23 protein-coding genes are annotated in these 22,128 nt (G+C 49.8%); 16 read left to right on the top strand and 7 right to left on the bottom strand.

The window, feature by feature from the left end; translation table 11 throughout:
• Positions 1 to 74: 74 nt before the first annotated feature.
• Both ACFSDB_RS08045 and ACFSDB_RS08040 read left to right on the top strand, forming a co-directional pair.
• A complete protein-coding gene (locus tag ACFSDB_RS08045; protein ID WP_204891790.1) occupies positions 75 to 506 on the top strand; it encodes a VOC family protein in 432 nt (143 codons plus the stop codon).
• 145 nt (positions 507 to 651) lie between these two features.
• Positions 652 to 804, top strand: coding sequence for a hypothetical protein (locus ACFSDB_RS08040; protein WP_377339697.1), 153 nt, complete (start codon positions 652 to 654; stop codon positions 802 to 804).
• A 622-nt stretch (positions 805 to 1,426) separates the two neighbouring features.
• Here the strand turns inward: ACFSDB_RS08040 and ACFSDB_RS08035 are convergent.
• On the bottom strand, positions 1,427 to 2,338 hold the full coding sequence (locus ACFSDB_RS08035) for a DMT family transporter (RefSeq protein ID WP_204891788.1): 912 nt from the start codon (positions 2,336 to 2,338) through the stop codon (positions 1,427 to 1,429).
• A gap of 185 nt (positions 2,339 to 2,523) precedes the next feature.
• On the opposite strand from ACFSDB_RS08035, the gene ACFSDB_RS08030 reads away from it, so the two are divergent.
• Positions 2,524 to 3,321, top strand: a complete 798-nt coding sequence (locus ACFSDB_RS08030; RefSeq protein ID WP_204891787.1) for an SDR family NAD(P)-dependent oxidoreductase — start codon at positions 2,524 to 2,526, stop codon at positions 3,319 to 3,321.
• A gap of 43 nt (positions 3,322 to 3,364) precedes the next feature.
• On the opposite strand, the gene ACFSDB_RS08025 is transcribed toward ACFSDB_RS08030, so the two are convergent.
• The 3 genes from ACFSDB_RS08025 to ACFSDB_RS08015 form a co-directional block, all read right to left on the bottom strand.
• Positions 3,365 to 4,189, bottom strand: a complete 825-nt coding sequence (locus ACFSDB_RS08025; protein WP_204891786.1) for an STAS domain-containing protein — start codon at positions 4,187 to 4,189, stop codon at positions 3,365 to 3,367.
• A gap of 217 nt (positions 4,190 to 4,406) precedes the next feature.
• Entirely contained in the window at positions 4,407 to 5,318 is a 912-nt protein-coding gene (locus tag ACFSDB_RS08020; RefSeq protein WP_204891785.1) for a GNAT family N-acetyltransferase, read from the bottom strand.
• Between the two features lie 124 nt (positions 5,319 to 5,442).
• The gene (locus ACFSDB_RS08015; RefSeq protein ID WP_204891784.1) at positions 5,443 to 6,411 is read right to left on the bottom strand and encodes a sugar phosphate isomerase/epimerase family protein; all 969 of its coding nucleotides are present in this window, start codon (positions 6,409 to 6,411) and stop codon (positions 5,443 to 5,445) included.
• Positions 6,412 to 6,609: 198 nt separating this feature from the next.
• Between ACFSDB_RS08015 and ACFSDB_RS08010 the strand changes: the two genes are divergently transcribed.
• The 6 genes from ACFSDB_RS08010 to ACFSDB_RS07985 all read left to right on the top strand — a co-directional run bounded on the left by ACFSDB_RS08010 (position 6,610) and on the right by ACFSDB_RS07985 (position 12,955).
• Positions 6,610 to 7,599, top strand: coding sequence for a LacI family DNA-binding transcriptional regulator (locus ACFSDB_RS08010; protein ID WP_204891783.1), 990 nt, complete (start codon positions 6,610 to 6,612; stop codon positions 7,597 to 7,599).
• Positions 7,600 to 7,708: 109 nt separating this feature from the next.
• A complete protein-coding gene (locus tag ACFSDB_RS08005) occupies positions 7,709 to 8,689 on the top strand; it encodes a substrate-binding domain-containing protein (protein ID WP_204891782.1) in 981 nt (326 codons plus the stop codon).
• A gap of 65 nt (positions 8,690 to 8,754) precedes the next feature.
• Positions 8,755 to 10,269 (top strand): sugar ABC transporter ATP-binding protein, encoded by a 1,515-nt coding sequence (locus tag ACFSDB_RS08000; protein WP_204891781.1) that lies wholly within the window; start codon positions 8,755 to 8,757, stop codon positions 10,267 to 10,269.
• The gene (locus tag ACFSDB_RS07995) at positions 10,262 to 11,236 is read left to right on the top strand and encodes an ABC transporter permease (RefSeq protein ID WP_204891780.1); all 975 of its coding nucleotides are present in this window, start codon (positions 10,262 to 10,264) and stop codon (positions 11,234 to 11,236) included. The genes ACFSDB_RS08000 and ACFSDB_RS07995 overlap by 8 nt, the downstream gene beginning before the upstream one ends.
• 11 nt (positions 11,237 to 11,247) lie before the next feature.
• The gene (locus ACFSDB_RS07990; protein ID WP_204891779.1) at positions 11,248 to 12,306 is read left to right on the top strand and encodes a Gfo/Idh/MocA family protein; all 1,059 of its coding nucleotides are present in this window, start codon (positions 11,248 to 11,250) and stop codon (positions 12,304 to 12,306) included.
• Positions 12,307 to 12,517: 211 nt separating this feature from the next.
• A complete protein-coding gene (locus ACFSDB_RS07985) occupies positions 12,518 to 12,955 on the top strand; it encodes a DMP19 family protein (RefSeq protein ID WP_204891778.1) in 438 nt (145 codons plus the stop codon).
• Positions 12,956 to 13,002: 47 nt separating this feature from the next.
• Here the strand turns inward: ACFSDB_RS07985 and ACFSDB_RS07980 are convergent, their stop codons facing one another.
• Entirely contained in the window at positions 13,003 to 13,539 is a 537-nt protein-coding gene (locus tag ACFSDB_RS07980) for a DinB family protein (protein ID WP_204891777.1), read from the bottom strand.
• A 273-nt stretch (positions 13,540 to 13,812) separates the two neighbouring features.
• On the opposite strand from ACFSDB_RS07980, the gene ACFSDB_RS07975 reads away from it, so the two are divergent.
• The 4 genes from ACFSDB_RS07975 to ACFSDB_RS07960 all read left to right on the top strand — a co-directional run bounded on the left by ACFSDB_RS07975 (position 13,813) and on the right by ACFSDB_RS07960 (position 16,135).
• On the top strand, positions 13,813 to 14,061 hold the full coding sequence (locus ACFSDB_RS07975) for an RNA polymerase sigma factor (RefSeq protein WP_377339934.1): 249 nt from the start codon (positions 13,813 to 13,815) through the stop codon (positions 14,059 to 14,061).
• Positions 14,062 to 14,151: 90 nt separating this feature from the next.
• Complete coding sequence (locus tag ACFSDB_RS07970; RefSeq protein ID WP_204891775.1) at positions 14,152 to 14,514, top strand: hypothetical protein; 363 nt, start codon at positions 14,152 to 14,154, stop codon at positions 14,512 to 14,514.
• Between the two features lie 197 nt (positions 14,515 to 14,711).
• Positions 14,712 to 15,506, top strand: a complete 795-nt coding sequence (locus ACFSDB_RS07965) for an alpha/beta fold hydrolase (RefSeq protein ID WP_204891774.1) — start codon at positions 14,712 to 14,714, stop codon at positions 15,504 to 15,506.
• Complete coding sequence (locus ACFSDB_RS07960; protein ID WP_204891773.1) at positions 15,503 to 16,135, top strand: CPBP family intramembrane glutamic endopeptidase; 633 nt, start codon at positions 15,503 to 15,505, stop codon at positions 16,133 to 16,135. The genes ACFSDB_RS07965 and ACFSDB_RS07960 overlap by 4 nt, the downstream gene beginning before the upstream one ends.
• Positions 16,136 to 16,380: 245 nt before the next feature.
• Here the strand turns inward: ACFSDB_RS07960 and ACFSDB_RS07955 are convergent, their stop codons facing one another.
• Positions 16,381 to 18,198 carry an LTA synthase family protein gene (locus ACFSDB_RS07955; protein WP_204891772.1) on the bottom strand — a complete coding sequence of 606 codons (1,818 nt, stop codon included), beginning with the start codon at positions 18,196 to 18,198 and terminating at the stop codon, positions 16,381 to 16,383.
• A 251-nt stretch (positions 18,199 to 18,449) separates the two neighbouring features.
• On the opposite strand from ACFSDB_RS07955, the gene ACFSDB_RS07950 reads away from it, so the two are divergent.
• The 3 genes from ACFSDB_RS07950 (at position 18,450) to ACFSDB_RS07940 (ending at position 21,478) form a co-directional block, all read left to right on the top strand.
• Entirely contained in the window at positions 18,450 to 19,394 is a 945-nt protein-coding gene (locus tag ACFSDB_RS07950; protein WP_204891771.1) for a hypothetical protein, read from the top strand.
• Positions 19,395 to 19,499: 105 nt separating this feature from the next.
• Positions 19,500 to 20,930, top strand: coding sequence for an FAD-binding oxidoreductase (locus ACFSDB_RS07945; RefSeq protein ID WP_204891770.1), 1,431 nt, complete (start codon positions 19,500 to 19,502; stop codon positions 20,928 to 20,930).
• Positions 20,927 to 21,478: an MFS transporter gene (locus tag ACFSDB_RS07940; protein ID WP_204891769.1), complete on the top strand. Its 552-nt coding sequence runs from the start codon at positions 20,927 to 20,929 to the stop codon at positions 21,476 to 21,478. Before ACFSDB_RS07945 ends, ACFSDB_RS07940 begins: the two co-directional genes overlap by 4 nt.
• A 2-nt stretch (positions 21,479 to 21,480) precedes the next feature.
• Here the strand turns inward: ACFSDB_RS07940 and ACFSDB_RS07935 are convergent, their stop codons facing one another.
• Positions 21,481 to 22,026, bottom strand: a complete 546-nt coding sequence (locus tag ACFSDB_RS07935) for a hypothetical protein (RefSeq protein WP_204891768.1) — start codon at positions 22,024 to 22,026, stop codon at positions 21,481 to 21,483.
• Positions 22,027 to 22,128 lie beyond the last annotated feature (102 nt).

Here is a 22,128-nt window from a genome sequence, read left to right as displayed (position 1 = left end):
AATAAAACCTAAAGGGAATATGTGTTCGCATTATTAGTGAAAGGTATACATAAAATTTGAAAGGGGTTTTTCAAGTGACAGTAAATGTGTATATGATTTTCAATGGCAACTGCCAGGAAGCTGTGGAGTATTATGCAAACATTTTCGGAACAGGGATGCCTGAGGTTTCTCACTTCGGAGATATGCCTCCTGAACCAGGCTGGGAACTCCCGGAAGAAGCAAAAAACCTGGTCATGCATACCAGCCTCGACATCCATGGCAGTGCCGTCATGTTTTCAGACGCCATGCCGGGCTCGACCGTTCCATTTGGCAAGAATATCAACGTCACTGTAGTGTCGGATGATCTGGACAAAATGACCGAGCAGTTCAACCGCCTCGGAAAGGACGGGAAAATTCAGATGGAGATGCGGGAAACGTTCTGGAGTTCCGGCTACGGAATGCTGGAAGACAAATTCGGGATTCCTTGGCAATTCAGCCATGATGACGGAAGAGATCAACGGGCTTGATGCAGAAGGGAAGCGGATTGAATTTTTCTATCCCGCTTAGTTTGTGTTGAAACTTTCGGCCAGCAGGTTCGTATTGAAGGGATAGCGGGTAAAAAGGATGCAGAAACCTTTTTTCCTTTTGAAAACTTACGGACGGAGGCTAGGTATGGCATTAAGAAAACTGCAACGGATCCTGTATAAAAGCGACCGGTTTTTTGGAGATGTGCGGGCAGTCCGGAACGGAACAATTGGTAAACGGATCGGGCGCCGCATGGCGAACAGAGTAGTGCAGCGGCTGTTGAGCCGGATTTTCAGGTAATGAGAAGAGGCCTGGTTCTGAAAAAGAACCAGGCCTCTGAGTTTGTAGACAAAATAATATTTATTTATCTTAAAGAATGAAGATATATTTAGGATGAGCTATCTCGGATTCTCCACTTCAGGCGGACGCTTTCCGCGGGCTCGCGCCGAACTAACAAAGGACTTGTGCTCCTGCGCAAGCTCGTCGCAAATACTTGTCCTCGCAAGCTTCGGTCAAGCATTGACTAGCGTCCGAGTTAGTTCGGCACTTCGCTATCCCGCAGGTAAAACCGGTGCTCCTGCATCGCTTCGCTGCTTCGTCGCAAACAAGTCGGCCGAACTGCCTTCGGCCAACTTGCTCGCCGCCTTCCGTTCCGGATCCTGAAGCCAGCGGCTTGTACCTAGCAGCCCGAAGCAGGATCAGCGCTCCAATCTCATCTTTTTGATACAGGTGACGCTCCCGACAGTGCTGGCCACGAGACTCCTGTGGGAGCAGCGAAGCAAGGAAAGCGGCTAAAGCCGAGCCCACGGAAAGCGAAGTGGCCAGCCCGGTCGGGCTTATGCATCTTTATTCATTCAAATTAGACTTTGTTTACAGTCTGAGAGGCCTGGTTCTTGAAAAAGAACTAGGCCTTTTTTGAATATCAAGCTGAGGATTCTACAATGCTCCGTCCGCTTTTGCGGCGCTGTCGGCCAAGCAGGCTGACGGTCAATACCCCGCTGATGGCAATGGCACCGCCGGCAAGCGACATGCCGGTCGGCAGTTCATGGAGCCACATCCAGGCCACAAGGATGGCCACTGCAGGCTCCAGGTAGATCAGACTTGAAACGGCACTGGCATTTTCTATCGACAGCGCCGTGGACCAAGTGACGTAAGCGATCGCTGCCGGGAAGATGCCGACGTATAACATCGCAAAATGAGCTTCCGGGGTCGCGTGTTGAAGCGTATCGACGAGCCCTGGCGAAAAGATCAGGAACGGCAGGGTACCGGCCCAGGTGAAGTAAGCGGTCAGCTCAATCGCCGAGTAGCGGCCCAACAGCGGTTTCTGGAATACAAAGAACAAAGCGGAAGCGAATGCAGCGACGATGACAAGCAGCGCTCCGGTATTAAGGGTAAGGGATGCGCCCGCCGAGCCGAAAGCGATGACTGTTATACCGGCAAAACCGATTGCCAGCCCAATCCAGCCAACTCCCGTGAGGCGTTCTTTCAAGATGAAGCGAGCGACCAGCGCGGTGAAAATCGGTCCGGAACCGACAAGCATGCCGGCAGTGCCGGCCGAGATGTTCTCCATGCCGAATGTCACAAAAATATGGTAGACGCTGATGCCGATCCAGCCAAGCACGAGAATGAGGATGATGTCGCTTTTATAGGGCAGCCGGAATTTCGTCCCGGGCCACAATGCGTATATGATGAACAGCAGTGATGCGATAAGGAAACGGACCAGCACGTTTTGACCGGCATCATAGCCGCCCTGTAAGCCTACACGGATTGCTGCAAACGAAGATCCCCAGATCAGGATCGAGAATAAGGCCAGTGAAAAAGCTTTTGCGTTCAAAAAATCTCCTCCAATAAAAAATACAAAACAGACAGCTTCTATTATATTCTTTATCAGCCTCTTTGTCTTGAAGCAGTATGCGCATGAGAAACCGAATTTAGTTCTCATAGAATGGATCAGCAAGGGTTTTTTAAAAGGCAACCCCGGGAAAAGAGGAGGGACAAGCAAAAGGGGGAGGCGTTCAGATGACAATCTTTTCGACTGATGCATTAAGCCATAAACACGTGCTCATTACCGGCGCAACCGGCGGGATCGGATATGAGACGGCAAAAGTGATGGCACGGATGGGGGCGAAGATCACCGTTACAGGCAGAAAGGAAGATAAACTTGAAAGCTTGCAGAAGGAACTTGCTGAAATTACGGATCCAGGGAATGTCTTTGCGAAGACAGCGGATTTGACCGACGGGCTGGACCGCAATGAATTGATAGGCAAAGCGGAGGAAGCCCATGGATTCATCAATGGGCTGGTCAATTCAGCAGGCGTAGCGGGCGGCAAGACGGTCGAGGAATTGGACGAGCGGTTCATCGAAAGGCTGATGAATGTGAATTTCAAGTCGACGTTTCTCCTGACGCAAGCGGTGTATCTTAAGATGATGGAGCGGAAAGAAGGCGACATCGTCAATCTTGCTTCGCTGTCGGGGCTTCGCGGTACGCACGGCAATACAGCCTATTCCGCCAGCAAGTTCGCAGTGGTCGGCTGGACGCAATCGATGGCTTTGGAAGCGATCGAATACGGCATCCGCGTCAATTCGGTTTCGCCGGGCTATGTCGATACGGAAATGGCGCTGTCGAGCATCCGCAGAAAGGCGGAACGGAGAGGCATTTCGTTTGAAGAAGGGCTGGAGGAAGCAGAACAAAGCATCCCTTCCGGCAGGTTGTCGACCGCAGAAGAAGTCGCCAATACAATCGCCTTCCTGATGACGGATGCAGCCCGGAACATCGTTGGGGAATCGGTGAAGATTTCCGGCGGGAATTACATGTAGCAAAAAGCCGTATCCGGCGTGCACCGGATACGGCTTTTCAATTTTACAATGCGATGTATTCTTTCAGCGCTTGCTGCAGGGTGCCAAGCGTTTCGGTTTTCTGATCGAATGATAAGTCCATATGGATCATCTTTCTTACGACATCCGGCCGCAGACCGGTAATGACTGTCTTGCAGCCCATCATTTTCGTGCCATCCAAAATTTTCATGAGGTCGAAGATAACTTCCGGCTCCATATCCGCAATGCCCGACATGTCCATAATCAGTGTTTGGATTCGGGAGATGCCGATTTCCGTCAGAACCTTTTCTTCAAGGATTTTCGTGCGGAATGAATCCACTGAACCGATCAGCGGAAGGATGCTGACCGATGGCGTAATCGGAATGATCGGCACAGACAAGTTCTCGACCAGCTGCCGGTGGGCTTTGATCAGCGAGTCTTTGTATGTAGAATAATTGATGAAAAATGCGTTCAGGAAGGTGTCGACGCGTGAATTCAATTGCTGTTCGAGTTGGAAAAAGTCCACGGATGAATAGGTGGTATGCACCTCCTCGAATTTTTGGATGAAAATCCAGAGCGTACGCCGGATAGCCTGGACCCATTCCAGCTTGAAGGATAATTCCAGGGAATACGTCGCCCAAGCGATGCCTTCCTGTTTAGCGAAAGACTTCAATTCCTCTTCCTGCCCATCAATGATAAAGACAGTCAGATCATGCGCGTTTTTAACCAAGTTGATATTGCCGATTGCCAGGATCTCGTCAATCTTATCCCGTACATTGACTGCTTCGGATAGTAATTGCTCTTCAAATGCTTTGTGGTTCTTTTCGAAAAATGCTTTTAGCTCAAGAGAATTCTGTACGGCTTCTGCCATGGTTTCTTTCCCCTTTTACAGTTTTTTTGGTTAACATCTTACTATACCTTTCTTCCTAAAAAGTTAAACACGATTCAACAAATATCTTCTGTCGTTTTTTTAAAATCTTTAACTGATAGGCAAAATAACAAAGCCGGCTGTTGGCGGCGCAAGCTTTTCATAAAAAAGCACCCGCTTGCCGAACAATATCGGCTAAGCAGGTTCCATTTCTTTGTTTTCAATTGTGTTTGCCAGCGGCAGACAGAGAATCGGTTTTCATCGTGTTAAAGGAACTTCGTGGCACCCCGTATAGCACCCAGGCAGATGGCAATTCAAAGGCATGGCCCTCCGGAAGTGCAGCTGCCTGCTCTTTGCTGAGGTCCATCCAGACAAACGTTTCTTCCGGCGCCTGCTCGGCATACTGCGCGTAACCGTCGGAGATGGTCTCCCACAGCCCTGGTTGGCTGCATAGGTCATTCCACGGGTAAACCGCATGCAAATAATAGTGCTTCTTAAAATCTTTCTTCAAGATCAGCACCCGGTCTTTTGCAGGGTTCTCGAAAAATTGCCATTCGGTGAAATTTTTGTCTGAAAACAAGGCTTCAGATGCGGGGAACAAGTAATAGCATTCGTACGGGAAAACAACGCCCGGTTCGATGTACAGGCGCCCGAGCCATTCTTTCTTCTGGTCTGCATCCAGAAGTTCCGCCCACATCGGGGCATCCCCGATAAACGGTGACAGATCATTTGTAATGGCCCCGTAAAGCGGCGGGTGTTCGTACAAACCGAGTTTTTCAAGAACGCGCCGGGCAGGGGCGTTTTCTTCCTGGGTGTTTGCGCCAACCCATTGGATATTCGGCAATTCGAATGCCGCCTTTAGGACATGTGCGGTCAGCTTGGTCGCCAAATCTTTGCCGCGGTAGCGGATGTCACTGCGGATCCGGCCAATCATGGCGTAGCTTCCGGCAAAAATCGTATACCCGCAGACACTTGCGAGCTGTTCGCCGAGAAACAGCCCGAACAGCCGGTTGTTCTCAGTCGTCACCAACCGCTCGAAAATCCGTTTCACGTAATCATCTTCAATCCCGGTTTGCATCGCTTCAAGGTAAGGCAGGTCTTCCATCTTTAATGTTCTGATTGTATGCTCCATATCGTGATACCCCTTATCCATTAAGCCTTGTAATATTAAATCGCCTCTTTTCATAATTGCATATTTCGATAACTATCGACAATAAAAATACCTCGGTTTTCCGGCTGCCAGGGAAGGGCAGTTTTCAGGTCCACCACATCTCGGTCAGTGATTCTTTCACGAGAACCGGCTTCAGGTTTTCGACCGCTTTCGTGAAGCCTTCATTGACTGACATCAAGCCATCTTCGTGCTCGATGCTGACGACATAGTCATAATCGTAGAGCCGAAGCGTACTGATGATGTCAGCCCAAGTCTTTTGGCTATGCCCGAAGCCGACCGTCCGGAAATACCAGGAGCGGTCGCGCATCTGTGAATAATCCGTCATGTCCGTCAAGCCATTGCGGTTGGTGTTCTGCTGGTCGATGATGGTATCTTTTGCATGAAAATGGTGGATAGCCCCTTCATTGCCCAGAATCTTGATAGCTTCCACCGGGTCGATGCCTTGCCACCACATATGGCTCGGATCCAGATTGGCGCCGATAGCGGCGCCACAGGCGTTCCGAAGCCGCAGCATCGTAGCAGGTGTATGGACGGAAAATCCACCGTGCAGCTCCAGGCCGATTTTTACATTGAGCGATTCGGCCAAGCTGTTCTTTTCTTTCCAGTAAGGGATCAGTTTTTCTTCCCATTGCCATTTCAGGATTTCCTGAAAATCATTCGGCCAGGCAGCCACGGGCCAATTCGGGTATTTGGCGTCTTCATGGTCGCCCGGGCAGCCGGAGAAGGTATTGACCACTGGGACGCCTAGCTTTGAAGCCAATTGCATCGTCTTGACGAGCAATTCGTCAGCTGCCGCAGCGATTGGTCTTTGCGGGTGGAGGGGGTTGGCATGGCAGCTGAGCGCGCTGATGATCACCCCGGCTTCGCTGGCTTGCTGCAGGAGCTTTTCCCGTTTCCCTTCATCTTGGAGCAATTCATCCAATTTGCAATGGGCATCGCCAGGGTAGCCGCCCGTTCCGAGCTCGATGGCTTCAATGCCTTTGGAAGCCACGTAATCTAGCATATCTTCGAAACTTCTATCGGAAAACAATACCGTAAAAACGCCCAGTTTCAATAAAATCCCCCCTAAATTAAATGTCAGAATATACTGTCATGTAAACCGTTACATTTCTAACATATATAAATTATTCAATGAAATCAACTATTTTATTGAATTAAAATTTTTATTGACAGATAATTCTGAACGAATTAATATAAAAATGTAATCGATTTCATTTCTAGGAAATGGAATCTCAGAAAGAAGGAAAATTCCATGGCAAATATCCAACAAGTTGCAAAATACGCTGGCGTGTCAGTCGCGACGGTCTCCCGTGTACTGAACGGGCAAGATAAAGTCGCTGTGAAAACCAAGTTGAAAGTGGAGGAGGCGATCCAGCATCTAAACTACGAACCGAGCATGCTTGGTCGGAACCTGCGGAATTCCGAAAGCCGCATCGTGCTGATTCTGATTCCGACGATCTCCAACCCGTTCTATTTCGAAATCATCAAGGGGATCGAGAACATGGCGCTGAGCCAAAACTACAACATCCTGCTGTGCGAGACCGATTCAAGCCCGGAGAAAGAAGACATCTATTTCGATTTGGTGCGGAAAAAAATGGCGGACGGCATCATATCGATGGACCCGGCGGTGAATGTCGAAACGCTGAAGACCCTCTCTGAGAAATATGCCATTATCCAGTGCAGCGAATACGGTGGCGGCGTCGATATCCCGTATGTCACTATCGACAGTGAAGAAGCTTCCTACCGGGCCGTCAAGCACTTGATCCAGATGGGGCACCGCCGGATCGCCTTGATGAATTCCGACGAAAAATTCCTGTATGCGCGCGAACGGCGGATGGGCTATCAGCGCGCGCTCGAAGAACACGGCATTCCGCTGAACAAAGAGTATATCTTCTATACGAAGGAGTTGGGCTTCGAACAAGGGCAGCAGGCGATGAAGAAAATCCTTCAGCTGAAGGAACGGCCGTCCGCTGTATTTGCGGTATCGGATCTATTGGCCATCGGTGCCCTGAAGGAAATCAATGCAGCCGGCCTTCGCGTGCCCGAGGACGTGGCAGTTGTAGGATTCGACAAAATCGATTTTTCCAATATGACCAACCCGACGCTGACAACTGTTGCACAGCCGATGTATAAAATGGGCACAATTGCCGCAACGATGCTGATCGACAAAATCCAAGGGCGGCATGTTGACAGTGTGGTTCTGGAGCATGAACTGGTCATCCGGGAATCGACGTCAGGCTAAGCCCTGCGCTCTGTTATTAAAAAGGTTGATGGCAGAGCGCTGGCCTTAGCTGTGAATGTAATCGTTTACATTTAGGGGAGCTTTTCAAAAAAACAAAGGGGTGAATCAGGTGAAGAGATTATTGATCTTACTACTGTCTTTCGTCACGATTTTTGGATTAGCGGCATGCGGCAGCACAGAAAGCGGCGATTCGGGTTCAGGAGCGGAAGGCGAAACGGATGACAAACTGACCATCGGGATATCGCTTCCTTCAGCGACACATGGCTGGATGGGCGCCTTGATCGACAGCGCAGAGAAACAAGCGAAAGCATTGAAGGAAAGTGAAGGCATCGATTATGTCATGACAAATGCAGCCGATCCGAACAAACAGGCAAATGACGTGGATGACTTGATCGCGCAGGACGTAGATGTCATCGTCATGCTGCCGATCGAATCTGCAGCACTGACGCCGGTCGGGCAAAAAATAAAAGATGCGGGAATCCCGCTGGTCATTGTTGACCGCGAACTTGAAAACGATGCAGCGACAGTCGTTGTCAAAGGGGACAACGAAGGGATCGGCGTCAACGCCGGCAAATATTTCGTGGAGCAATTGGGCGGCAAAGGGAAAATCGTTGAAATTACCGGTCCTCCGAGTTCGGTGACAGAACAGCGCGGCTCAGGCTTTAAAGAAGCGGTCGATGGTGAAGCAGGCATGGAAATCATCGCATCGCAAAGTGGGGATTTCTCCACTGAGAAATCGTTGGAAGTCATGCAGAACATCCTGCAGGCCAACCCTGAAATCGATGCCGTCTTCACACAGGATGATGGGATGGCGCTAGGCGTACTGCAAGCCATCAAAGAAGCAGGCCGCACGGATATCCAGTTTGTCACTGGGGCCGGCGGAGCGAAGGAAGTATTTGAAGACATTCAGAACGACGGGCTCATGAAAGCGACGTTCCTCTACTCGCCGACTATGGTGGAAGATGCAGTGAAGATTGCTGCAGACCTGGCAAAAGGGGAAGAGCCGGCTGAAGAAATGGTCGTGAAGGAAGCGACGCAAGTCACAAAGGAAAATGTGGAAGAATACTATGATCCGGAATCCAAATTCTGAGCAAAGCCGGGAAATGCAGTGCTTTCATTGCATTTCCTCTTTTCCGATTTAAAGGAGGATAAGCCATGACTCCACAACCTTTTGTGGCCATGAAAAACATCGAAAAGTCGTTCAACGGCGTACCGGTTTTGAAGAGTGTGACGCTGGAAGTGGAAGAAGGGGAAATCCATGCCCTGCTCGGCGAGAACGGGGCCGGCAAATCGACTCTCATGAATATCTTGGGAGGCGTCCATCAGCCGGATAACGGAACCATCCTCATCAATGGCGAAGAAGCCAAAATGGCGGACCCGCGCGTTTCGCAAGAACACGGCATCAGTTTCATCCACCAGGAACTGAATATGGTTTCCGATTTGAAAGTCTATGAAAATATGTTTCTCGGTTCAGAACTCCGCAATAAATTCGGTTTCCTTGCTGTAGAAGAAATGTGCCGGCAAACGCACGAGATCTTGGCGGAACTCGGCGTCAACATCAATCCGAAGGAATATGTCCGCAATCTCGCGACCTCCTACAAGCAATTGATCGAAATTTCGAAAGCGCTGCTCCACAAATCCCGTTTAATCATCATGGATGAGCCGACGACATCGCTTGCGGAACATGAAGTGAACCGGCTGTTCGAATTGATGAAGAACTTGAAGAAGACCGGTGTCTCAATCATTTACATTTCACACAAGCTGAAAGAGATTCAGGCGGTATGCGACCGCTACACTGTTTTACGGGACGGACAGCTGGTAAAGACCGGAATGGTGGAAAATGAAGACTTGGAAACCATCACAAAAATGATGGTGGGAAAAGCCATTTCACAGGAACGCTTTATGCACGAGCATCCTTTCGGGGAGACGGCAATGGAAGTGAGCGGCCTGACAAGTACGGGGCATTTCAAGGATATCGATTTCACTGTCCGCAAAGGCGAAATCGTTGGATTTACGGGACTTGCAGGAGACGGCAGGACGGAGCTCTTCGAGAGTTTATTCGGATTTCGGAAAAAATACGCTGGCGAAGTGAAAATCAACGGCCAAGTCGTGAAAATAGATCATCCGCGGAAAGCGCTCCAAGCGGGAATCGGCTATGTCCCCAAAGACCGCAAGGAAAATGCCATCATCAAGGATTTGAGCGTCATCCATAACATGAGCCTCTCTTCGATGGGCAATTTTGAACGCTCAGGCTTTATCCAGGACAAAAAGGAACGGGAAAAATTCGATGTCTACAAAAAGGCGCTCAATATCAAAGTCCATAATCCGCGCATCACGATTGATAAGCTGAGCGGCGGAAACCAGCAGAAAGTGATCATCGCCAAATGGCTGGAAGCGGAAACCGATATCCTGATTTTCGACAACCCGACGCAAGGCATCGATGTCGGCGCCAAACAGGAAATCTACCAACAGATCATCGCGTTGTCGAGGCTCGGGAAAGCGATCATCATCTTATCTTCGGAGGCGCCGGAAGTGCTGCGCATCTGCCATACGATCAACGTCATGTACCATGGGGAAATCACAGCACGGTTCACAGGAGAAGGGGCAAGCGAAGAGGAAATCATGCATTATGCAACCGGCTCAAAAAGGGAGGGCATAGCCATTGGCTAACATCGATGTAAAGGAATATACACAGGAACCTGCCACGGCAAAAAGCCGCTTGTCCTGGCTGTGGGCTGAATACAGCGTCATCATTGCTTTTATCATCATTTTCATCGGATCATCGCTGATGAATCCGCGATTTCTCGACATCAACAACCAGCTGAATATTCTGATGCAGGTGTCGATCATCGGCATTATCGCACTCGGAATGACCGTGGTCATGCTGTCAGGCGGCATCGATTTATCGGTCGGTTCGGTTCTGGCGCTCGCCGGCGTCATTTCGGTCCTGGCATTGAATGCATCCGGCAGCATCCTGGTCGGGGTCTTCACTGCCTTGCTCGTCGGTTCATTTGCCGGATTCCTGAACGGGTTGATGGTGGCGAAAGGAAGGATTGCGTCGTTCATCGCCACGCTCGGGATGATGGCCGGTGCCCGTTCGATTGCGCTGTATATTGCTGAAGGAGGCAGTGTATCAGGGGAAGTGGACGGATTCACAGCGATTGCGAACAGCGATTTATGGGTATTTGATTATCCGGTCATCATCTTTCTCTTGATGGCAGTACTCGTGTATATTCTGATGCACAAAACCCGGTTCGGCCGGTATGTCTATGCGCTCGGTTCGAACGAAAAAGCGGCGATGCTGTCGGCAATCCGGGTAGACCGGATGAAAATCTGGGTTTACACGCTGATCGGCACATTGGTCGGTGTAGCCGCGGTCATCGAAACGTCGCGCTTGAATTCCATCTCGTCCTCAAGTTCTGGGGCCCAATATGAGCTTGATGCGATTGCGGCTGTCATCATCGGGGGCACACGGATGACCGGCGGACGCGGCAAAATCATCGGTACGCTTTTCGGGGTCCTGATACTGGGCATCTTGAACAATATGATGAACTTGATGAACGTCTCCCCTCACTTGCAAGGTTTTGTTAAAGGGCTGATCATCATCATTGCTGTCGTATTTCAAAAAAGGGAATAGGAGGGGATTGGATGGGCTTCAAAGTAGGCATTATCGGCTGCGGCTCCATTACGAAAATGCGCCATGCACCTGAATACAAAGCGAATCCGCATGTCGACGAAATCGTCTTTTATGACCGCAATCTAGACCGTTCGGAAGCTATGGCGGCGATGTTCGGCGGAACCGTGGCGCAAAGCGTGGAGGAATTGTTTTCCGATCCCGGCATCATCGCTATCAGCGATTGTTCGTCGAATGAGCACCATCATCTATTTTCCACCCAGGCGCTTTTGAGCGGAAAGCACGTCTTGTGCGAAAAACCGATTTCGCTGACGGTGGAATACGCCCGGGAAATCCTCGAGGCGCAGAAAAAGTCCGGGAAAAAGCTGATGGTCGACCACAACCAGCGCTTCACGCGGGCTCATCAGAAAGCGCGGGAAATCCTCGCAAGCGGCGAACTCGGGAAAGTGTTGACGTTCCGTACGGCATTCGGGCATTCGGGGCCGGAAGCTTGGGGCATCAATAAAACCAACTCAACTTGGTTCTTTAAAAAGGAACGTTCGGGATTCGGCGTAGGAGGGGATTTGGGCATCCACAAAATCGATTTGCTGCATTACCTGCTCGGCGATGAAATCGTCCAGGTCAGCGCATTCCAAGGAGCCCTGCATAAGCTTGATGAAAACGGCGAACCGATCGAAGTGTGCGATAACCTGGTGTGCAGCTTGATGACCGAAAAGGGCTGCATCGGCAATGCCGCTTTTTCGTGGACCTATTACGGTGAAGAAGACAATAGCACCATAGTGTATTGCGAGAAAGGCATCCTGAAAATCTACCATAACGACCAGTACCAGCTCCAGATCATCATGGACAACGGCGAAAAAGTGAATTACCAGCTCGAAGCGATCCAAACAAACGACAACCAGACAAGCAGCGGCGTCATCGATGCTTTTATCGACTCCATCCGATTGGACCAGGAACCGATTGTAACAGGCGAAGATGCGCTCAAATCGTTGAAAGTCATCCTGGCCATCATGGAAGCGGCCGAGACGAATCGCGTTGTCACAATCGAAAAAGAGCCTCTCCTCCATAAATGAGGAAAAGCTCTTTTTTCTATTAGAACATCATGTTTAATATCAACGTCAGAAGAATAGAAAGAATGATGGAAATGATGATGCTTCCCATACAACCCATGCGCATACTGATCCCACCCTTGTTTATGATAATGTTTTTTTACCCCGTTTGCGATTTGCTAAACAAGGAAGGACAGATTGATATACTAAAGTAAAAGGAGGAGGATCTTGTAGTATGGAAAAAAACAGCATTGATAAAGACAAAGCATGGAATGAAGTCATCGGCGTTCTCAGCAATCTGGAGTATCCGTCTGGCGAAGAAGTGCTGGATGATGCATACCTCGCGTTTCATTATTATTCCGAAATGGAAAGCGGCGGCCATGAAATCTTGTTGAATTGGTTTTCCGGAGATATGAAAGGAACGGATTTCGGCCTTCGCCTCATTGCGGCATTAGAGAAAATCGGCGCTGCCGGTTATGCGGCAATCGAAGGGGAGTATGGCGCAACGCTGCTGCAAAGGTACATAGCACTTGAAAATGGGGAAGGATCCGAAGAAGCGTTCTATGAAGCCGTTGAACAAGCGGACAACGCCTACTACGCACTTGACGGGAAGCTGGCGGAACTGCTGGCGGAATATTTCCTTGAAATCCACGAAGCGGCCACACGAAAATAGTGCCGTTTGTACAAAAAAGAACCCTTCCTTTTGAGGAAGGGTTTTCTTCATTTCGGAAGCGACCGGTTCAGGATGCCCAAGTAGGCTGCCCAAGGGCCGACGTCTGCCCGATAGCGCTCGGCCATGATCCGGACAATTTGGGAGATGTGGGTGAGGTCATGGACGACCCAGGTCGCAAGGAGTTCTCTCAATTTGACGGTGCCAAAGTCAGGATGGAGGCCGGTCAGTTCCAGTTGTTCAATGGGATCTACGGCTTCCAGCAATCTTTGGATGTTCTGCTTTCTGAGCATCTGGAATTCCATCAGCTTTTCGTCGATCGACAAATGCGAGTTTTTCTGGAGATGCGCAAAGCGGTCAAAAGGCGGGAACGGCTGGTTTTCACCTTCCTGCAAAATAATGTTCAGCCGTGGCATCCAGTCGGAAATCTCTGCTTCAATCAAATGGCCGACCACTTCCTTCGCATTCCACGTATCCGTTCCCTCATTGCATTCCAGCCAGCCGTCGGACAGGCCTGATAAGAAAACCTCCAAAGTCCTGGGCGTCCGTTCCAGAATTTCCACAGCTTCGTTCAAATCAAAATTCATGACCATGCTCCTCTCCAGATTGGTTTTATTGCTCGCATTGTACTATAAATCGATGGAATTAAGAATAGCTTAAGGGATATTATTCATTCGAAAAAGGAGCAGTTACGCTAGGTAAATCGTCTCTTTTAATTATATAAACTCATCTTTCTTAGAGTTATTTTATATATATTTTAAATAAAACTCTGAATTCGAGATATTTATGTTTATCCGGCATAAACTGAGGCAATTAGAAAACAAAAGGGGGGGGCAGTTTTGAGCAGAGATGAGTTGTTGATGGAGAGAGTGGCGAAGCGCGACAAACAAGCGCTGTCTGTCTTGTATGACCGGTATCACCGGATGTTGTGGAATTTCGCGAGCCGCAGCCACGTTGACCCCAACGCCTGTGAGGAACTGGTATCCCGCGTTTTTAGCCATCTGTGGCTTCAGCCGGGGGATTTTCGGAGTGATAGAAATTTTGCAGCCCTGCTCCTAGAATGCTGCCGTTCGAAAAGCCTCGAGATGCGGGAGAAGAAATGCTGTTAAATAGATGTAGAATATAGAATTGACTTTTCGATGAAGTGGCATATTCTTATTTATAAGAACTATATTACTGAATCGGAAAGGGTGTCAGCGATGAAGAAAACGATTTTTGTTACGGACATTTCTTCAATCAAGCACAATCATTTTTCGTTTAAAAACAATGGTGATGTGATTCTGGAAAAACCTTTCAAGATTAAAAGAGCACCTGATGGCAGTCCTTATCATTTCGATAAGAATGATTTAGCAATAATGAGCCGTTTTGAAAAAGATTTGGCTCCTCATGACGAAAAGGATTCCCTGTCAAAAACAGCTTATATCTCAAAGATGAAAAAAGAATTTTACCATTTGATCCGCGCAGGCGAAATGGATACAATCCTTTCAACCTTGTATGGAATAGAAAAGGATAGCATTGAATTGAAGTGGGATGGGGCGATAAACCATGAATTTAAAATCTGAAACTGTATATAAATAACGGCGGTCCCTTGAAAAGGGGCCGTTTTTCGTAGGATTTTCCTACTTCCAGTTCATGTGCAGCATTCCTGAAAATTAACAATGAAAACTAATGCTGCTTGTGAAGAGAATGGTTTTAGCGGGAGCTCGCTCAGGGTATCGTAGAGGAACAAGCAATATATTCGGTTAGGAGAGGTTTTGCGATGCCATATGCCAGGATTGATGATTCGGTTTCATTGTTTTATAAAATTGAAGGAGAGGGGCTGCCCATTGTCTTTATCCACCCGTTCGTCATGGGCCACAATGTTTTCATGCACCAGAGGCCACTTGCAGCTAAGTATCAGACGATTTTCTATGACATCCGCGGGCACGGGCAAAGTTCGAAAGGCGAATTGCCGATAACGATCGACCTCCTGGCGAATGACCTGAAAAAGCTACTCGACCGGCTGGAAATCGAAAAAGCGGTGCTGTGCGGCTATTCGCAAGGGGGCCTGGTTGCGCAGGAATTTGCGCTGCTGTTTCCGGAACGGACGCATGCACTCATTTTGTCGGGCGGCTTTTCCGAATTGAACAATTTCACACCGAAATTCTTCATCAATTCCGTAAGATGGATGGCGCGTTTAGGCCAGATTCCGATGGCGGCAAAGCTGCAGGCGAAATTGAACAAGCGTTTTCCGGAAGACGAACAGCGAATTTATGCGTACGGCAAAAAAGCGGACGGCCAGCGTGCTGCGGAGTATTGCGAGGCTGGCCTCATCTATAATTCGACGCATACATTGTACCAATTGAAGATGCCGATCCTGCTCGTCTACGGTTCTCTCGAAACACCGATGCACCATTACCGGATCCCGTTTGAAAGGGCTGCGCCGCAGACCCAGGTCGTATTCATAGAAAAAGGCACCCACCAAGTGCCTCCGCAGTCCTTCGAAAAGTTCAATGAAGCTGTTCACCAGTTTTTGGCATCTATGTCTGAAAAGGAGGCAGGGGAAGCCGTATGAAGACATTCAGCCGTTTGATCGGGCCGGCGCTGATGATTTTTGTCGGACTCCAACTGTTCGAGAACGTGGCGATTACGTTTCTATTGTTCTACAGCTGGCTTCTTGGTGTGCCGCTGATTGATATGCTGCCGCCGAAAGAGCGCTTCAAACTGACGAAAAAGGCATTGCTGGTCGGCATCGGAAGCGGGCTGCTGTTTTTCGTATTCATCTTCGGAGGATTGAGCTGGCTCCATATTTACCTGCTCGACCTGGAAGCCCTGCGCCGGCTTTTGCTCGACTGGGGCTTTACTGGTTCGGGAGAGGTTCTGCTGATCCTGGTCCTGTTGCTGGCCAATCCCATCCTTGAAGAGTTTTATTGGCGAGGCTATATGTTCACAAAACTCCGTCCAAAGATGTCGGCGAATCTCACCATCCTGACAACCGCTGCCTTTTATACGCTGTACCACCTCATCACCATCATCCCGATTTTCTCCCTGACTTTCAGTCTGGTAGCTGTTATTCCTGTATTTGCCGCCGGCCTGTTCTGGGCGCTGATCCGGGAGAAGACCGGTTCGATCACTGCGGCGATCATCAGCCATATGTTGTCGGACTTTGGGATTATATGCGTATATTGGTTTATCGTCAGATGAAAAAGGGGTTGTCCAAAAAGCTCAAAACAAAAAGGCCAAGGGAGAAAAAGCATTGCTTTTTCTCCCTTGGCCTTTTCTTTATTCTACAATGGCTGATGGGAATAGAGGCGGCGAGCCAGTTGGCCGAAGGTACTTCTGCCAACTTGTTTGCGACGAAGCAGCGTAGCGATGCAGGAGCATCGGTTTTTCCAGCGGGGCGCGAGCCCGCGGAAAGCGTCCGCCGCAATGGACAGAAGTCCGTTTGTCTAGTGGCTTTGAATTTCAGCCAGTGCATCGTCTTCTATGATCGTATCCGACAAACGCAATTGTTCTGCAGCTTCGCCGATCCGGTTTTGGCAATCGCCAAGCGGCACTTCGCTGCCGTCATCAACGGAGTAGCATTTGCCGCTGCCGCTCGGGCGGGTCAAATCCGGTGCATAGTACAGGCTCCCGTAGCGGTAGGAACCGTCCCGGAAAACCGTCAAGTTCGGTTCGCCGTCAAGAAGCGACTCGCCAAGCATGTAAGGCGGTGTCAGGCCGAGCAGATCAAGTACGGTCGGTGCGATATCCATCTGGCCGCCGTTTTCTTCAACGGTCCGTCCTGCCTCCAAATTGGCGGGCTTGATGAAAAGCGGTACAGAGCGGTCAAGAGCAAACAATTCCACCGGGGAATCGGCACCTGCTTTTTGTGCCATTTCATCTTGAGGGGCCGTCAATCCGCTGTCATGGTCGCCATAAAACACCACGAGCGAATCGTCCCATTTGCCATTCTCTTTCAATTGCTCCATCATCAGCCCGACTGCTGCATCGACATAATGGACGGTGTGGTAGTAGTTCTGCAGCAAAGGATCATTATAGCCCGACAAGTCCAGCCGCTTTTCTTCTTCAGGAATTTCGTACGGAATGTGGCTGGTCAACGCGACCATGAAAGCATAGAACGGTTCATCCAGCTCTTCCATCAATTGGACGGATGTCGTGAAAAAATCTTTGTCGTTCAACGCCATGCCGATATCTTCTTTTTTCGGGAAATCTTCTTTGCTGAAAAATTGATTGAAGCCGATTTTTTTATAGAAATCGTTGCGGTTCCAGAAATCCTTCTCGAAGGCATGCATCGCTGCCGTGTCATAGCCGGCTTCTTTGAGGAGCTCCGGCAAGGCATCGAATTCATTGTCCGCATATTGTGTATAGACGGAACCGGATTTCACAGGATGCAGGGAAGTATTCACGACAAATTCTGCATCGGACGTGCGGCCTTCATGGGTCTGGTGAAAAAAGTTAGGGAAATACAGCATTTCTTCGCGAAGGCGGTTCAAGTTCGGCGTCAGCTCCTGGCCGTTGATTTCCTGGCCGATCACAGAAGTCTGAAACGATTCAAGCTGGAGGATGATGACATTCGTGCCTGGAGCTGCCGCTTCTATGACCTCGCCGTTCAGCTCTTGGATTGCTTCTGTCTCTTCTTTCGTCACTTCGCCGCCGATGTTGAGTGCATCGCCGATTCCGCGGGCGGCATCAACGCCGTGGTAGCCCCAAAACCCGAGCTGGTAATACTCGCGCATGTTTGAAATCGGGTCATCCGCAATCCATTTCTCGCCGTTTGCGTAGCTCAAGGCCAAAGGCACTGCGAAACCGACCACGCCGACAATGAACCCGGCAGCCGCTGCAAAACGAGAACGGCTTTTATCCGCAGGTACAGGATGCTTCCGCAGATAAAGCAGGACTCCTGCAAACAAGAGCAGATCTGCAAAGAACAGGAAGTCCTTTGCTTGGATCAAGGTTAAAAAGCCGCCTCCGACATCTCCCATCTGCCCGATATCTGAGAGGAGGGCGACGGAGAGCAGGTCTTCAAAATATCGGTAATACCATAAGTCTGAGATAAGGAGCGTACTATGAAGAAACAGCGAAGCCATTAAGATCCATCTCCGGATGCGTGTTTTCACCAAAAGCGCCCAGCTCGTCATCACCAGGATGGCGGCCAGATTGATGAGCAGGAAGTTGAAATTGAATGCGCTCGCTGTCAGGACGCTGAATAGAAAAATCTTGGCAAGCGACAACAGCAGATAGCTCCAATAATCGAGAAATTTCATAAGTGCACCCCCGGACTAAACGCAGGAGAATTCTTAATAGAAGGAATTCAGGCGTTTCCTATATATTTACCTGTTTTCAAAAAGGCAGAAACATGCAAAGGATCGATTCCTTAATTTGTACATATTTCCAATGACCATTGGCGCAGGAAGGTTCTACAGGATTTTTGGAGGCAAAAGGGCAGATTTTCAATGTTTGCTGCTAGCGAAGCGCAAATGTGGGTAAAGGGGAATAGACGGACGGAGGTGGGGGCATGGAAAAAGCGGTTTTGGCAGATCTTCTGGATACAGAAGCTTTCAGCGAACTGTATCTGCGGGACAGTCCACTGCTGTTCAGCAGCATAAAAAAAACACTGGAAGCAGAACTGGCGGCGTTGGATCACCGGAAGCTGCTGACGCTGAAATTGAGGAAGGACGGGGAAATACAGCGGACGCTCCTGCCGAAGCCGAACCGGGAATACACTAAATCACTGCTGGCATTCATCGCCAACAAACCGGTGGACGGCTTTGCCATCGACAGTTATTTGACGCCGCTGATTACGAAAGTGGTGGAAGAACAATTCATCGCTTTTTATTCGGATGAGAAGCGCTTGAAGGAAGTGCTGGCCGGTGTTGAAAAACGGCTCAGCGAAATCCAGGACGAATACGAGGCGCACCGCCTTTTATTCGACAACCTGGATTTGCAGAAAATCATGGAGCTTCGGGAGCAGGAGACACAGGCAGGCAAGACGTCTAAAGCCGTATTGGGGAAATTGACATCGGAAACGATGGTGAGTGCGTTCAAGCAAGTTGCCGCTATTTTAGGGAAAGCGTCCTATAAAGCAGTGATCCTGAATATGGGGAAGGCCATCTTTTCTTCAGGAATCGTTTCGTTTGTCAAACCCATCGTATTGGGCGCACTGGCGAAAATCGGCCTCGCTGCCATTGCAAAAACAGCTGTCGCCAAAGCTTTGGCCCTACTCATCGGTATCGGGTCAGTCGCTGTCAGCGTACCGGCTGCCTATGTATTGCTGCCGGTTGTAGCCGCGTTTCTGACCTACGAAGTCTATACGCTTCCGAAAAAGCTGGCAGCCAAGCTGCCGCTAGAAATCAGCCGGAAGCTTGAAGCGGACTTCGCGGAAGTGAATCAGCGCATCACGGAAGAACTGGCAGGGAGTTTCCTGACCGAATTGGAACACTATCTGCATGAACAAGAGTAGGGCGGCGCCGCTTTAAGATGCCGTATTTTTTTTGCCTATAACCATGCAAAGGGAATTTGTGTAAAATGGAGGAAAGCGTCCAGTAAGGGAATCAGGGGGATTATCATGAAACCATATCTAGCGGCAGGAATTTATCTGTGCCTCTTCGGCTTGTCTGCCTATTTCTATTTTCAAGCCCAGCAGAGCGCAGACCCGGCAGCCCATGACCGCCTCCTGCCCGTCGAGATAAAAGCGGTGAAAGCCGGAGCCGATGAATCGGAGCTGCAGGAGATGGTCCTGGATGCCAAAAAGGATGGAGATGTGCTTTCCATCGCCGGCATGCAGCATAGCCAGGGCGGGCATACTTTGTATCCCGGCGGTATTTTGCTCGACATGAAGCCGTACAATAAAATCCTCGATTTCGACCAACAGAAAAAGACCATCACAGCCCAAAGCGGCGCGACGTGGGACGATCTTCAGGAATATATCAATCCATACGGACTCGCACTCGGAGTCAGCCAATCGCAAAACATCTTTACCATCGGCGGTTCGCTCAGCGTTCAGGCGCATGGCCTCGATATCCGGAACAACGGGATGATCGACACCGTTGAATCGCTGCGCCTCTTGAATGCGGAAGGGGAAATCCTCCAATTGAGCCATACCGAAAACACCGAACTTTTCCATGCCGTTGTCGGAGGATACGGATTGTTCGGCATCATTTTGGATGTGACGTTCGAATTGGTGGATGATGCCCTGTACGAGATGGAGTCCCGCCGGTTTGATTACGATGAATACAGTGCGTATTTCACAGATCGGGTGCTGGAGGATAGAGCGGTAAAAATGCATTTAGCACGCATTTCGATCGCACCCGATTCCTTTCTGGAAGAAATGTACGCCATCAATTACCGCACGGCCAAAGACCAATCCGTAATGGCCGATTACCAAGAACTGAAGGAAGACCGTCTGGTTGCCGCGCCGAAGATGATCCTGGGGCTTGCCCGGTTGAGCGATGGGGGAAAGGAAACGTTCTGGAAGACGCAGAAGGCATACGCCGAATCGGTCGAGGGCAAGCTGATTACCCGCAACAATGCCATGCGCTCGGATTCCGAATTCATGGAATACGACAGCAACACCAAAACCGAAATTCTCCAGGAATACTTTGTGCCGGTTGCCGGCTTTAGCGCGTATATCGAAGATCTGAAGGTGATGCTCGAGCAGGAAAAGGATTTCAATCTTTTGAATGTCACCATCCGCTATGTCGGCAAAAATGACAGGGCCGTGCTGTCCTATGCACGGGAGGACATGTTCGCGCTGGTGCTCCTCATCAACCAGACGGCGGACGCGGAAGGGATGGCGCATACAGAACGCGTAGTACGGGAAATGGTAGAGATCACGCTGGATCATGGCGGCACGTATTATTTGCCTTATTACGGCTATCCGACCAAGGAGCAGATGGCCCAGTCCTATCCGCGGACAGAAGAATTCTTCCGCTTGAAGGACCGGTTTGACCCGGACCACCGCTTTATGAATATGTTTTATGAGGAGTACAGGCAATGAATCATAAGCGCTTTATCGCATATCAAGGGACTGTCGGCATGGCTTCGGCGATGATTTTCCCGTTCTATATCCTGCTGCTCAAAAATGTGGGCAATAGCTATGCCCAGTTCGGCTGGGCATACGGGCTCTTCGCCTTGACGGCTGCGCTTTGCTATCCGCTGATCGGCAAAGCGGCCGACCGGCTCGGCGACAGGGCACTGCTTGCGGTGTATTCCTGGGGCATGGCAGCGACGCTGCTGTTCTTTCCGCTGGCTGCTGAAATATGGCATGTCTACGTTCTGCAGATTGTCATGGGGGTCCTTGGTGCGGTCCAGAAAAACTCCGAAAAAACAGTTCTTGCCCGCTACGTCTCAAAAGACACAGCGGGCAAGCAGATCGGCAATTACCATGTTTGGACATCGGCTGCCGCAGCGCTAGCCGTCATCGCGACCGGCTATCTGGCCGATTTCCTGACCATCGCCAGCATTTTCTATATCGCTTCGCTCGCTTTTGCATGGAGCGGCGTCATGGCAATGAACATTGGCGGCAAAACGCTGGCTAAAAACTGATTTTACTTCCAGATTGCTTTATACTTTTTCTTGTATTTCGGATCCTCGACAGACTCGATCAGTTCCAAAGCGGTTTGCCTAAGCTCTTTGTCCTGCTGCACGTCGTAGATATTCCGGTAGTTCTGCAGAATGTCCGAGCGGACCAACGTGCCGTTTTTTTCCTCTTCGCAATCATGGAACCGGCCGCTCAGGTGACGGGTGACCAGCGCTTTTTGTTCCGGTCCGGCGAGTGCGATTTTCCACATGGATTGGAGGGCATGGCGGGCCGTGACAAATTTCTCATCTTTCGTCACAGCCCAGATCCGCGGGAAATCTTCAAGCATCCGCTTATCGGGATCGCTTTTCGCCAAGTTCGCCAAATATTGGGCAGCACGTGAACGTTGATGGTTGTCCTTATGGCCAAGGTCGGCAACCAGCCCGTCCCAAACTTCGTAAGCCCAATTGACTGGCTGTTCGGTAGCCGCCAAAATGGCTAGATAGGATGAATACAGCCGTTCTTTGTCAGTGGACCGGGAATCTTCAAATAAGGTTTTCATTTTCTGATCCAAATCATTTCACCCCTTTCCATTGATTGTGGCAGAATTAAAGAAGCAAATCTACATAAAGCAAAGCACGATTTGGAGAGTAATTCCTGTTCAGCGGGGTATATA

Origin of the sequence: Planococcus chinensis, assembly GCF_042681545.1 — a bacterium.
In the GTDB taxonomy this organism is placed as follows: domain Bacteria; phylum Bacillota; class Bacilli; order Bacillales_A; family Planococcaceae; genus Planococcus; species Planococcus chinensis.
The sequence above is the reverse complement of the archived record's forward strand: the minus strand, read 5'-3'. Positions and strand labels throughout refer to the sequence as shown.